Genomic DNA, 12,274 nt, shown 5'->3' on the forward strand with positions numbered 1-12,274 from the left:
ATAGAAGCTTACAGCGCTTCAATCTTCCCATACTGCTCTTTAAACTGCGCGAAGGCCGCTTGAGCGGTCTCAAGCTTTTCTTTCTCTTTGGTGATAACCGCTTCCGGTGCGTTGGCTACGAATTTCTCATTGCCCAGCTTACCTTCTACGCGGCCGATCTCTTTTTGCAGTTTATCCATCTCTTTCTTCAGGCGGGCCAGCTCTGCGTCTTTATCGATTAGGCCCGCCATCGGAACCAATACCTGCATATCGCCCACAAGTTGTGTGGCAGACATCGGCGCTTCATCGCCCGCTTCCAGCCATGTGATGCTAGCCAGTGATGCTAGCTTAGAGAGGAAGGTGCGGTTAGCTTCCAAGCGCGCTTGGTCTTGTGCGTTTCCGTTTTGGAATAACACATCCAGCTCTTTAGCAGGGGAGATACCCATCTCACCGCGAATGTTACGTACGCCGGTGATAACGCCTTTCAGCCACTCGATGTCCGCTTCAGCTGCCGTGTCGATCTTGCTTTCGTCGGCAATTGGGAAGCTTTGCAGCATGATGGTGTCGCCTTCAGCACCTGCAACGCCTTTGATCGATTGCCAGATCTCTTCAGTGATATACGGCATGATTGGGTGGAGTAAACGCAAGATCACTTCTAGCGCACGAACCAATGTGCGGCGGGTGCCGCGCTTAGCTTCAGCAGAGGCGTTGTCGTCCCAGAGTACTGGTTTTGATAGCTCTAGGTACCAGCCGCAGTACTCGTTCCAGATGAAGTCGTACAGCGTTTGAGAGGCAAGATCAAAACGGTACTCATCAAGGTGTTTTGCTGTTTCTGCTTCTACGCGTTGTAGCTGGCTGGCGATCCAGCGGTCAGCCAGTGATAGCTCCACATCGCCGCCGTTTTGGCCGCAATCTTCGCCCTCTGTGTTCATCTGTACATAGCGTGCTGCGTTCCAGATTTTGTTACAGAAGTTACGGTAGCCCTCTAGGCGCTTCATGTCCCAGTTGATGTCGCGGCCAGTGGTTGCCAGCGCTGCTAGTGTGAAGCGCAGGGCATCGGTACCGTGTGCGGCAATCCCTTCTGGGAACTGCTTTTCGGTGCGTTTGCCGATCTTCTCGGCTAGTTGTGGCTGCATCATGTTGCCGGTGCGTTTTTCCAGCAGCGTAGGGAGGTCGATGCCATCGATCATATCCAGCGGATCAAGCACGTTGCCCTTGGACTTAGACATCTTGTCGCCATTCTCATCACGAATCAGGCCGGTGACGTATACCGTTTTGAACGGAACTTGTGGCGTGCCATCTTCATTTTTCATGAAGTGCATGGTCATCATCATCATGCGGGCAACCCAGAAGAAGATGATATCGAAACCTGTTACCAGTACGTCGGTTGGGTGGAATGTTTGCAGGCGCTCGGTGTTTTCTGGCCAGCCTAGTGTGCCGAATGTCCACAGGCCAGAGCTGAACCATGTGTCCAGTACATCGTCGTCCTGTTTGAGTTCGGTCTCTGCTGGTAGGTTGTACTTCTCGCGTGCAGCGGCTGCACTGTTAGCAACATAGACGTTACCGTCGTTGTCGTAGAATGCTGGAATGCGGTGGCCCCACCATAGCTGGCGTGAAATACACCAGTCTTGGATATCGCGCATCCACGCGAAGAACATGTTCTCGTACTGTTTAGGTACAAACTTGATATCGCCATTTTCAACAGCTTCAACGGCTGGTTTAGCCAGTGTTTTTGCATCGGCAAACCATTGGTCGGTTAGCATCGGCTCGATAACAACACCGCCACGGTCACCGTAAGGCACCGTCATGTCGTTCTCTTCAACTTTTACCAGCAAGCCTGCCGCTTCAAAATCAGCAACGATCGCTTTACGGGCAGCAAAGCGCTCCATGCCGTGGTATTGCTCTGGCAGGGTAGTATCGATCTCTGAGTTAGGTGTGCCATCGGTGTTGAAGCCTTCTGCCTCATCGCGGATGTGTGCGTCTAGGGTGAAGACGTTGATCATCGGCAGGCCGCAGCGCTTGCCCACTTCGTTATCGTTAAAGTCGTGCGCTGGTGTGATCTTCACACAACCAGAGCCCTTCTCCATATCGGCGTGTTCGTCAGCAACAATGGGAATACGGCGGCCAACCAGTGGCAGCTCAACAAATTTACCGATGAGATCTTTGTAGCGGTCATCTTCTGGGTTAACAGCAACGCCGGTGTCACCTAGCATGGTTTCTGGGCGCGTTGTGCCCACCACGATAAAGTTATCGCCTTCGGCTGTTGTCGCGCCATCTGCCAGTGGATAACGCAGATACCACATCTTACCCTTGACCTCTTTGTTCTCTACTTCGAGGTCAGAGATAGCGGTGTGTAGCTTTGGATCCCAGTTGACGAGGCGTTTGCCACGGTAGATCAGGCCTTCGTCGTACAGGCGGATAAACACCTCTTGTACCGCGTTGTAGAAGCCGTCATCCATCGTGAAGCGTTCAGTTGGCCAATCGACGGAGTTACCTAAGCGGCGCATCTGGCCGGTGATAGTGCCACCTGAGTGCTCTTTCCACTCCCAGATTTTTTCGATGAACTTGTCGCGGCCCAGATCGTGGCGCGACTTTTGCTCTTCGGCAGCGAGCTTACGCTCAACGACCATTTGTGTCGCGATACCCGCGTGGTCGGTGCCCACTTGCCATAGCGTGTTTTTGCCTTGCATGCGCTTGTAGCGGGTGAGTGCGTCCATAATGGTGTGTTGGAACGCGTGACCCATGTGCAAACTGCCTGTGACATTCGGCGGTGGAATCATGATGCAGTAAGAGTCACCTTCGCCAGAGGGTGCGAAGTAGTTATTCTCTTCCCAAGTTTGGTACCAGGATTTTTCGATCTCGTTCGGCTGGTAAGTTGTATCCATCGTCTCTTCTGTCTCTTGCGCTATCAGTTTGCGTTCGGTTAGACGTGGCGGTCAGCACGAAATTCGCTGCGCGCCAGTGCAAGCTGCATGTGATTCGGTTTAGCCGGCCATTATACCCGTTGTGTGCGGATGGCAGAAGGTAACGCGCGAGAAATTGCGCCGCTTTTCAGCGCTAGACGTGTTGCTGTATGGCGGCACTAAGTGCGCTTGCGCATATCATGCATACTCGGCTGAATGCCGACCGCTTGATAGCGCTTAAAGCGTTGGCGAGTATCAGCCAAGATGGTGGGTTCTTGCACCACAACTTCGGCGATGCGAGCAAACTGTTCGGTATGATCAAGATAGCCAGAGGCTAAGTTAACCAGCATATCGGGTTGTGTTGGCAGATGGGGGAGATCCCAACCTAAACGGATCGGGGCTAGCAGGGTATCGCTGGCCAGTGAGTTGGGCAGGAACGCTTCGCTCTCTGCCCGCCAGAGCCAATTGCTGACCTCTTCGGCCATCTGCTGAGATGCGGTATGGATATACAGCTTATGTCCAGCAGCGAGCGCACGGCCGCAGAGCCGCGTCAGAAACTGATAGCGGCTATCGGTGTCGGTGCTTGGCAGAATGTAGAAGTCAGCTTGCGGCATCGGTTTACTCGTCGTCGATCACGTCAGCGGCTTGGTTCAGCATGTACTGCGCCAGTAGCGGTACACAGCGCCCAGTGGCACCTTTTGCTTTACCGGCAGAGTTCCACGCGGTACCCGCGATATCAATGTGGGCCCAACGATACGCTTTGGTGAAGCGGCTTAGGAAGCACCCTGCCGTGATCGTACCGGCTGCTGGACCGCCAATGTTAGCGATATCAGCAAAGTTGCTGTCCAGTAGCTCTTGGTAATCATCCCACAGCGGTAAGCGCCAAACGCGATCAGACGCGTAATCGCCCGCAACGCTTAGCTCTTGAGCAAGGTCTTCATCGTTGGTCATCACGCCAGAAGGCACATGGCCCAGTGCAACAATACACGCACCGGTTAGTGTCGCGATATCCACAACGCTGGCAGGTTCGAAGCGCTCAACATAGGTCAGCGTATCGCACAGAACTAAGCGGCCTTCGGCGTCGGTGTTGAGGATCTCAACCGTTTGACCAGACAGCGTAGTGACGATATCGCCGGGTTTGGTGGCGTGGCCGCTTGGCATATTTTCAGCCGCTGCAATGACACCGTAGATATTGATCGGCAAGTCCATCTCAGCAACGGCCGTCATCGCGCCCATTACGGAAGCTGCGCCGCACATATCAAACTTCATTTCGTCCATTTTAGCGCCGGGCTTCAACGAGATGCCGCCGGTATCAAAGGTGATGCCCTTACCCACAAGCACGTGTGGTTTGTCGCCCTCTTCTCCACCATTGTGTTTGATAATGATCAGTTGCGATGGTTGCTCGCTGCCGTTGCCCACAGACAGTAGGCAGTTCATGCCGAGCTGGCGCATTGCATCTTCATCCAGCACTTCGCATGTGACCGAGTCATACTCGTTAGCAAGTTCTTTGGCTTGGTCAGCAAGGTAGGTTGGCGTGCAGATATTGCCCGGCAGGTTGCCAAGTTCACGGGCGGTGTTCATCCCGTTAGCGATAGCCGCACCGTCAACCAACGCGCCTTCACCCTCTTCAGTGTTGTCTTCGCTCAGGTGAATAGCGAACTTTTCGATGGCATACGGGTCAGCTTTTTTACTCTTGGTGGCGTCGTACTGATAGAGCTCTGCGGTGGCCGTTTCTACCAGCAGGCGTGTTTGGCGGTAGGTATCCGCTTGGTCGGACGCTTCGCCATCCAGCGCAATGGTGATCTCTTTCAAATTCAGCGCCTTAACTTGGCCCAAAATTGCTTTGATCACTTTTTTATAGCTGCGGTCGTGGCGCTCATCTGCTTTACCAAGGCCCACTACCAAAATGCGCTTAGCGCTCACGCCATTAAGACGCTGTAGCAAGAGTGTTTCACCGGTTTTACCTTTGATATCGCCAGCGGCAACGAGGTCAGAAAGGTAGCCTTGAGCAGCACTGTTAATAGCGGTTGCCGAAGGGGTTAGTGCAGCATCAGCTGCGACACCAATCACGAGGCATTCGGTATCTAAGGTGGCAACGTTGCCGTTTACAATTTCAAAATCCATGAGGGCTCCAAACAAGACTTTGCGGCTGGATTAATAGATAATGCTGACGCAGAAATCCAGCTGCGTTTATGTTAGCTGGCACTATAAAGGACGCTGCACAGAACGCCAAGTGGCGCGGCAGTCCAGATAAAACTCAGAGCTTTGTTTTCGTTGATTAGTTTCTTTTTTCGGGCGGTATTCGGTTGATTATTTTTCGTTACCTAGCGCGGCAAATTTTGATGAGCACAGTGGCGGTGAGCCTTGTGCTAACACTGATTATTGTCAGTGGGCGCTTTATCAAGTTTCTCTCTTACGTGGTAGCTGGTGAGCTGTCGCCGGAGTTTGTGTTTCAACTGGTGGCTTACCGTATCCCCGGCATGTTGGTGCTGATTCTGCCGCTGGGGTTGTTCTTGGGCGTGCTGCTGGCGCTTGGCCGCATGTACTTAGAAAGTGAAATGGTCGTGCTACGGGCCAGCGGTATGAGCTCCGGTAAGCTGGCGCGATTTGCGCTGGGGCCTGCGCTTCTCGTGAGTGCGGTGGTTGCGTTGCTATCACTCTACCTTTCGCCTTTGAGTTGGCAGCAGGTGGAACAGATCTACGAGCAAGAGAGTAAGAAAAGCGAGCTAGATAACTTAACGCCGGGGCGTTTTCATAGTTTGCGCGGTGGTTCGCGCACCTCCTACACCAGTGCCTATGATGGCGATGAGAAAGAGCTGAGCTTTGTGTTTGTCTCTGAACGTGATGAAAAAACAGGCCAATTGCGCGTTGTCGTTGCCGAGGCTGGCCGCCAAGTCATCACCAACCCTGAAACCCAAGAGCGTTTTGTGGTGCTAGAAAAGGGGTTTCGCTACGACGGCGAACCGGGGCGAGCCGACTACACCGAGATCGCGTTTCAGGAGTATGGCTTTTTGATGCCGCCATCACAGGGGTATCAGCGCCCAGCTAAGATCGATGCGTTGACGCTCTCTGAACTTATGGCGATTGATGATTCTGAACACCGTGCTGAGCTGCACTGGCGTTTATCGATGCCGCTACTTGCCTTAATTATTACGCTGATTGCGGTGCCCATGAGTAAGACCAATCCGCGCCAAGGCCGCTATGCGAAGCTGATCCCCTCGATTCTGCTTTACATGACCTACCTCACCTTACTTACAGGTGCGAAGGGTGCGATTGATGATGGCAAAATGGGCGTTATCAGTTTGTGGCTGATCCACCTTGGTTTCTTCCTTTTCGCGCTGAGTTTGCTGTTTGGGGACCGCTTCTGGGAGCGGGTCGCGAACCTGATGCCGCGTTTGCCGCAGCGGAGTAAATCATCATGATGCTTCGTTTGGAACGCTACATTGCGGCGCAGGTCTTGAGCGCAGTATTCGTCATTTTGCTGATCGTGCTGGGGCTGGATCTGATTTTTGAGTTTGTCGCCCAAGCGGCTGATATCAACGAGCGCTACACCATGAGTGATGTGCTCTACTACTTGGCCTATCGAGCGCCGGGGCGGCTGTACGAATTTCTGCCGCTAGCGAGCCTTGTGGGCTGTTTAGTGGGGCTAGGTATGCTGGCAAGTAATAGCGAACTCACGGTGATGCGAGCGGCAGGTATCTCTATCGGCCGTATCGTGATGGCGGTGATGAAACCTGCGATTTTGCTGGCGTTGATCGCTGTTTTGATGGGTGAGTACGTCGTGCCCCACAGTGAACAGGTGGCGGAAAGCTCGCGGGCGCTGGCGAAGTCTAATGGACAGGCGCTGCGCTCTGAGCACGGCGTTTGGCACCGTGAAGATAATCAATTTATCCATATCAACGCAGTTGAGCCGGGTGGCAAAATCCACGGTATCACGCGGTATACCTTCGATGAGCGCTTGCAGATGGTGAGCGCAAGCTTTGCCGCCACAGGAACCTATTCCGAGCAAGGGTGGATACTCAAAGAGGTACAACAGACGGCGTTCTTAGGCGATCGCACTCAGGTCAGTAGCGCTTCGCAAGAGCTGTGGCAGTCGGGGCTGACGCCTACATTACTGTCGGTTATTGTTGTGAAACCTGTGGATCTTTCGATCAGTGGTTTGTGGTCATACACTGGCTATCTGGCTGAGCAGGGGTTAGATGCCAACCAATATCTATTGGCTTTTTGGACGAAGGTACTGCAACCGGTGGGGATTCTTGCGCTGGTACTGGTGGGTGTTTCGTTTGTCTTTGGACCGCTGCGTAGCGTGACGGTGGGACAGCGGATCGTGGCAGGCGTGATTGTTGGTTTGGTGTTTAAGTTTTCACAAGATTTGCTAGGCCCTGCGAGTTTGGTTGTGGGCTTTACGCCGCTGGTAGCAACGATGATACCGATAGCCGTTTGTGCTGGCGTTGGTTTTATCTTGTTAAAACGCGCCGGTTAACGGGAGAATAGGCGAAAAAAAGAGCAGTTAAGACTGCTCTTTTTTTCGTTTTGGTATCACCACAACGCGTGAGCTTGAAAAGCGGTCGTGCCATGTCAGGCGTTCATCAGAGAAAAGCATCCACCAGTAACCGAAACCTGCGGCGGCGATCGATACGATAGCGGCCAACCAACGCTTGAGCGCTTGGCTCCACGTTAGGCTGTAGCCCTCTAATGACTGAACACGAAGGCGCCATGCCATCATGCCGATGGTTTGGCCTGACTTGGTCCAGAAGAAGCCATTAAATAGAAAGATGACAACGAAGTAAGCGCTCTGCATCAGCGGACCTTCGGCCGCTTCCCCACCGTTGAGCGCTACACCGATACCACCAACGAAAAAGAGTACGGCAATCACAACGAGTAAGTCGTACACGAGTGCGGCTAGGCGCTTAAAAAGGTTTGCTTCTGTGACACCGGTTTGATCAAAAACAACTCTACGAGGCATTATTTATCCTTACGTTAACCTTCAATTAGCAAGCGCTGCGGCTCTCTGTTTGATTCGAAAGCTTAAAGAGGGGGCGGAACCACGTTCCAATGATATTGCCGATAAACGCTGCTACTAGCCACAGCCAGCCATGCAAACTACCGGAAACAATACCGCCGAAGTAAGCGCCAATATTGCAGCCAAACGAGATCGTTGCACCATATCCCAACAGTAAACCACCCAGCACAGCAGCGATCCAGTTTTGCCAAGGCATCCGCCACTGCAGTAAAAGCTTGCCCGCCAGCGCAGCAGCTAGCAGTGCTCCCAAAATGACACCAACATTCATGAGCGTGGCGGCATCGGTTGTCAGTGGTTCTAGTAGGGCATCTTCACGGCCGGGTTGGAGCCAATATGTCCAAAAATCGAGTTCTAGATCCATGCCGAAAGTTTCTGCAAGCTTTGCGCCCCATAATGGGTAAGCAATGGCGACGGCCCACGGGCGGCCAATCATGGCGAGCGTGGCAAAGTTCAGCAACGCCAGTGCGACTGCGCCCCAAATAAAAGGCCATGGGCCGCTGAGCAGGCGCTTGGGTAGGGTGAGCGTACCGTCGGCTTGATCGCGTTCAACGTAACCGTGGCGGCGTTTTTCGAACCAAACCGTGAGTGCGGCAATGGCGGCGAACACCGCCAAGTTAGCGATGATGGCCATCGGTACACCAAGGCTTTGAATTGTGGATACAGGGGCGAGCTGCGGCAACGAGGTCCACCACTCGTAGTCTTTTGTGGCCCAAAGGCCTCCCGCTGCAAACCCCAGCATGCTTGGAATCGCTCTAAGTTGGCCACCACCAGCGTGATAGAGGTTGCCAGATGCACAGCCGTTACCTAACTGCATACCAATGCCGAAGATAAAGGCTCCGCAGATAATCGACCAGCCTAACGGGCGATTGAAGCCGTTGACCGCTGTGCCAAACAGCTCCCCAGCACCCAGTGCAGGAAAGAACAGACAAACCGCCACTGCAAGCATCAACATCTGCGCGCGCAAGCCTTTGCCTTTACCGTGCAGGATGAAGCTGCGCCACGCAGTCGTGAAACCAAAAGCTGCGTGGTAAAGCGTTAAGCCAAGAGCTGCGCCTAATGCAAGGAGAGTGGCCTCAAACCAAGACTCCTGATTGGCTAACCACAAAAATGCACCGCTGCAGAGCAATACAACAAAAAATAGAGTCTTACGTCCTGTGATTTGCGCATCCATTGCCGGAGAGGTTGAAGAGGAGTTCATCGCGTACTCATTAGCCTAGTGTGTCAAAAAGCAGGCTAATATATCACCAGTTGGAGGCGATTATAAGAAAGGTGCTCAATAAGTAGCCGCCCCGAGCGGAGCGGCGAGTGTGCGCTTACTTAAACGGTTTTACGTAAACGTCTTTGTACTCTTCTGCTAGCGACTTTGCTTCAGCCATCTGGTTGGCTTCAAGCTTCATTAGCAAACGGCTCTCGATGGACGCAGCAGTGCCGTTACCTAATGCTGCTGCGTTGTGCATCCACGCATAGGCGATGATATCGGAATCGTGACTGCTATCTTGGCCGTAGCCATTGGAGTAAAGCGTACCGAGGTAGAACATCGCATCGGTATGACCTTGGCGTGCAGCAACACGATACCAGTGCTCAGCTTCTTCAAAGCTTTGCTCAGTGCCTGTGCCAAAGTTATAGCTACGGCCTAAGTTATGCTGTGCAGAAACAAGGCCTTGATCTGCTGCGGCTTTGTAGAGATTAAACGCTGCAGCGCCATCACGCGGTGTGCCGTAGCCAAATTCGTACATCTCACCCGCGCGGTTCTGTGCTGATGCATCGCCCGCCTCAACTTTAGGCATCAGAGCTTCAAGCTCAACTTTATAGGCTTTGTTTTTCAGCTTGCGCAGGCTGTTTACGCTGCCAATATGGCCTTGGCGTGCGCCCTGATTGTAGAGTGATTTCGCTTTCTCGATATCTTGGTTAACACCCAAGCCACCCTCGTAAAGTTGACCCAGTAGATTGGTGGCATCTGGGTTGCCTTCTTTAGCAAGCGGTGTCACTTCTTTTAGAACAGCCGCATAGTCTTGGCTTTCGAATGCTGCTTGAGCTGCAACAACACTCGCAGCTGACACAGGCATGGCCTGTAAACTTAATACCAGGCTAGCAGTAGCCAGAATCAATTTTTTGCTCATTTCAGGATATACCCCAACGGTTGGCGGGACAAAAGAGCGCCTATTATACAGGCGCTCAAAGAATATACGAAACCGGAGCCAATCAGATGAGTTATTTGATTAGCTTTGTCTAATGTTGCGAAGTTTAACCAAACTGCCGGCGAACTTCAGCCCCTAAATTGCAGCAAACTTGATGTCGGTTAAAAAATCGCCAGCCTGTAGGCTGTTTAATCACCGCGCTTTGGGCTTAATAGCTCGATCATGTAGCCATCTGGATCCTTTACGAATGCCAATATCGTCCCCGAGGTGCTGTTTTTCATCGGGCCTGCATCGCGTACAACATCGCCACCTTTAGCCTTTATAGCCTCACACGCTTGGTAAACATCATCTACTTCAATCGCGATATGGCCATACGCGTTGCCGAGTTCGTAGCTGTCTGTGTCCCAGTTATGCGTAAGCTCCAGCGCTGTATGGTTTGCTTCATCGCCGTAACCGAGAAACGCTAAGGTGAACTTTCCTTCTGGGTAATCTTTGCGGCGTAGTAACTTCATACCCAAAATTTCAGTGTAAAAGTTGATCGATTTCTCCAGATCAACAACACGAAGCATAGTGTGTAGCAGGCGCATAAATACTCCAATGGTTTGCTGTGCACGGTTTCAAGGTCGTTCAGCCGGCTGTGACTATAAGGTGATAGAAAAGTTCGGTGCTTACAGTAAGCTTGCTGAATAGCAGATAGAATGCTTAAGTATAACGTATATGGCTTTTTACTCGGGCTGCTTTATTCGAAGGAAGTGCTTATGTTTCAAGATATGACAAAAAAAATGAATGACTCCCTAGAGCCCTTCAAAGACCTGATCAATATTCAGACGAAAATGCTAGAAGAACTCACCCGTCAACAGATGGAGTGTACGAAATCTTGCATCGAAGCGACCATCCAGCAAACAAAAGAGTTACAGAAGTGTGAATCGCCGAATGATCTTATGACACTGCAGCAGGCGTACGCGAAAGAGCTGGAAGAAACGCTGAAAAGTGCCAGCTCGCGTAACATGCAGGCGCTAGAAGAGGCGCGCGCGGAGATCGAGCAGATCACGAAGGATGTCTTTAATCCGTTTGCAGATAACAATCGTTAAACGCAGATGAGCTTTTACAAAAGCAGCGTTGGCTGCTTTTTTTATCGCTAATTTTCTCCTATTCCCAGCAATTTGAACGGCATCATGACGAAACTTATTGGTATTATTTATGGCTCGACGACTGGCAACACACAGGCTGTCGCTGAGCAGTTGGCAGCTGCTTTTGGCGAGCAAGCGTGCTTGCACGACATAATGGAGCAGGGCTTTGAGGGTATTTCGGCATATGATGTTTGCCTGTTCGGTATACCCACATGGGATTTTGGCGAGCTGCAGGAAGATTGGGCGGATCTGTGGCCCGAGCTCAATGCACTGCATTTAAAAGGCAAACCCTGTGCGCTGTTCGGTTTGGGTGATCAAATTGGCTACGGAGAGTGGTTTTTGGATGCCATGGGCTTACTGTATGCTGAGCTTGTTAAAGGCGAAGCTCAGTTAGGAGGGCTTTGGCCGGTGGAAGGGTACCGGTTTGAAGCATCAAAAGCGCTAACAGCAGATGGTAGCCAGTTTGTTGGTCTCGCGCTTGACGAGGATAGCCAAAGTGCAGATACACCTGAACGGATCGAGCAATGGGTAGCACAGTTGCGGGGTGAGTTCAGTTTGTAATATGGTCATGTTATTATTAATTAGAATAATCTAATATTTAAACCCAAGACAAGGAAAGAACCATCATGAAGAAGCATCTTATGACTGCGATTGCGGCGGCCGCGATCACAATGAGTGCGACTGCAGGTGCTGTAGACGCAGATAAAGCAATTGAGTACCGCCAAGGCGTTTTCAATGCGATGAAATGGCATTTTGGTCCTATGGTGGGCATGATCAAAGGCAAGATCGATTACGATGCTGCGGACTTTGAGCGCCGTGCTAAATTGATCGCTGCGCTAGCGCAAATGCCACAGGAAGGTTTCGCAGAAGGGACTGATGCAGGTGATACCGATGCAAAAGAGGAAATTTGGGAAAACAAAGAAAAGTTCGACCAAGGCATGAAAATGATGGTAGAAAAATCTGCTGCACTTGCTGAAGTTGCAAAAAGCGGTGATATGGCGAAAATTAAGCCAGCTTTCGGTGCGCTCGGTAAAACATGTAAAGGCTGCCACGATAACTTCCGTGAAGAGTAATCACACTGCTTAAAAAAAGCTCGGCATT

Annotated in this window: 12 protein-coding genes; 5 read left to right on the forward strand and 7 right to left on the reverse strand. The window is 51.8% G+C overall.

Features of this window, described 5'->3' with window-relative positions; translation table 11 throughout:
• Positions 1-8: 8 nt before the first annotated feature.
• From EOE65_RS13660 to EOE65_RS13670, 3 genes are all read right to left on the reverse strand, one after another.
• Positions 9-2,864, reverse strand: a complete 2,856-nt coding sequence (locus EOE65_RS13660; protein WP_127694876.1) for a valine--tRNA ligase — start codon at positions 2,862-2,864, stop codon at positions 9-11.
• 197 nt (positions 2,865-3,061) lie between these two features.
• Positions 3,062-3,496: a DNA polymerase III subunit chi gene (locus tag EOE65_RS13665; RefSeq protein WP_127694877.1), complete on the reverse strand. Its 435-nt coding sequence runs from the start codon at positions 3,494-3,496 to the stop codon at positions 3,062-3,064.
• 4 nt (positions 3,497-3,500) lie between these two features.
• Positions 3,501-5,006, reverse strand: a complete 1,506-nt coding sequence (locus EOE65_RS13670) for a leucyl aminopeptidase (RefSeq protein ID WP_127694878.1) — start codon at positions 5,004-5,006, stop codon at positions 3,501-3,503.
• A gap of 182 nt (positions 5,007-5,188) precedes the next feature.
• Between EOE65_RS13670 and lptF the strand changes: the two genes are divergently transcribed.
• The gene (gene lptF / locus EOE65_RS13675) at positions 5,189-6,304 is read left to right on the forward strand and encodes an LPS export ABC transporter permease LptF (RefSeq protein ID WP_127694879.1); all 1,116 of its coding nucleotides are present in this window, start codon (positions 5,189-5,191) and stop codon (positions 6,302-6,304) included.
• Entirely contained in the window at positions 6,301-7,365 is a 1,065-nt protein-coding gene (lptG, locus tag EOE65_RS13680) for an LPS export ABC transporter permease LptG (protein WP_338067680.1), read from the forward strand. Before lptF ends, lptG begins: the two co-directional genes overlap by 4 nt.
• Before the next feature lie 27 nt (positions 7,366-7,392).
• On the opposite strand, the gene EOE65_RS13685 is transcribed toward lptG, so the two are convergent.
• The 4 genes from EOE65_RS13685 to gloA all read right to left on the reverse strand — a co-directional run bounded on the left by EOE65_RS13685 (position 7,393) and on the right by gloA (position 10,630).
• Positions 7,393-7,848 carry an RDD family protein gene (locus EOE65_RS13685; RefSeq protein WP_127694880.1) on the reverse strand — a complete coding sequence of 152 codons (456 nt, stop codon included), beginning with the start codon at positions 7,846-7,848 and terminating at the stop codon, positions 7,393-7,395.
• A 25-nt stretch (positions 7,849-7,873) separates the two neighbouring features.
• Positions 7,874-9,103: a YeeE/YedE family protein gene (locus EOE65_RS13690; protein WP_127694881.1), complete on the reverse strand. Its 1,230-nt coding sequence runs from the start codon at positions 9,101-9,103 to the stop codon at positions 7,874-7,876.
• Positions 9,104-9,218: 115 nt separating this feature from the next.
• On the reverse strand, positions 9,219-10,025 hold the full coding sequence (locus tag EOE65_RS13695; RefSeq protein WP_127694882.1) for a tetratricopeptide repeat protein: 807 nt from the start codon (positions 10,023-10,025) through the stop codon (positions 9,219-9,221).
• Between the two features lie 206 nt (positions 10,026-10,231).
• Positions 10,232-10,630: a lactoylglutathione lyase gene (gloA, locus tag EOE65_RS13700; protein ID WP_127694883.1), complete on the reverse strand. Its 399-nt coding sequence runs from the start codon at positions 10,628-10,630 to the stop codon at positions 10,232-10,234.
• A 171-nt stretch (positions 10,631-10,801) separates the two neighbouring features.
• On the opposite strand from gloA, the gene EOE65_RS13705 reads away from it, so the two are divergent.
• The 3 genes from EOE65_RS13705 (at position 10,802) to EOE65_RS13715 (ending at position 12,246) form a co-directional block, all read left to right on the forward strand.
• Positions 10,802-11,134 (forward strand): phasin family protein, encoded by a 333-nt coding sequence (locus EOE65_RS13705; RefSeq protein WP_127694884.1) that lies wholly within the window; start codon positions 10,802-10,804, stop codon positions 11,132-11,134.
• Positions 11,135-11,218: 84 nt separating this feature from the next.
• Entirely contained in the window at positions 11,219-11,734 is a 516-nt protein-coding gene (locus EOE65_RS13710) for a flavodoxin (protein WP_127694885.1), read from the forward strand.
• A 65-nt stretch (positions 11,735-11,799) separates the two neighbouring features.
• Positions 11,800-12,246 (forward strand): c-type cytochrome, encoded by a 447-nt coding sequence (locus EOE65_RS13715; protein ID WP_127694886.1) that lies wholly within the window; start codon positions 11,800-11,802, stop codon positions 12,244-12,246.
• Positions 12,247-12,274: the final 28 nt, after the last annotated feature.

It is taken from the genome of Neptunomonas marina, from assembly GCF_004005935.1.
Lineage (GTDB): Bacteria > Pseudomonadota > Gammaproteobacteria > Pseudomonadales > Balneatricaceae > Neptunomonas > Neptunomonas marina.

Bases quoted from the DNA above. Each gene is read 5' to 3' on its own strand.
- EOE65_RS13660 (WP_127694876.1), bottom strand. From the start codon at position 2,864: ATGGATACAACTTACCAGCCGAACGAGATCGAAAAATCCTGGTACCAA.
- EOE65_RS13665 (WP_127694877.1), bottom strand. From the start codon at position 3,496: ATGCCGCAAGCTGACTTCTACATTCTGCCAAGCACCGACACCGATAGC.
- EOE65_RS13670 (WP_127694878.1), bottom strand. From the start codon at position 5,006: ATGGATTTTGAAATTGTAAACGGCAACGTTGCCACCTTAGATACCGAA.
- lptG (WP_338067680.1), top strand. From the start codon at position 6,301: ATGATGCTTCGTTTGGAACGCTACATTGCGGCGCAGGTCTTGAGCGCA.
- EOE65_RS13685 (WP_127694880.1), bottom strand. From the start codon at position 7,848: ATGCCTCGTAGAGTTGTTTTTGATCAAACCGGTGTCACAGAAGCAAAC.
- EOE65_RS13690 (WP_127694881.1), bottom strand. From the start codon at position 9,103: ATGAACTCCTCTTCAACCTCTCCGGCAATGGATGCGCAAATCACAGGA.
- EOE65_RS13695 (WP_127694882.1), bottom strand. From the start codon at position 10,025: ATGAGCAAAAAATTGATTCTGGCTACTGCTAGCCTGGTATTAAGTTTA.
- gloA (WP_127694883.1), bottom strand. From the start codon at position 10,630: ATGCGCCTGCTACACACTATGCTTCGTGTTGTTGATCTGGAGAAATCG.
- EOE65_RS13705 (WP_127694884.1), top strand. From the start codon at position 10,802: ATGTTTCAAGATATGACAAAAAAAATGAATGACTCCCTAGAGCCCTTC.
- EOE65_RS13710 (WP_127694885.1), top strand. From the start codon at position 11,219: ATGACGAAACTTATTGGTATTATTTATGGCTCGACGACTGGCAACACA.
- EOE65_RS13715 (WP_127694886.1), top strand. From the start codon at position 11,800: ATGAAGAAGCATCTTATGACTGCGATTGCGGCGGCCGCGATCACAATG.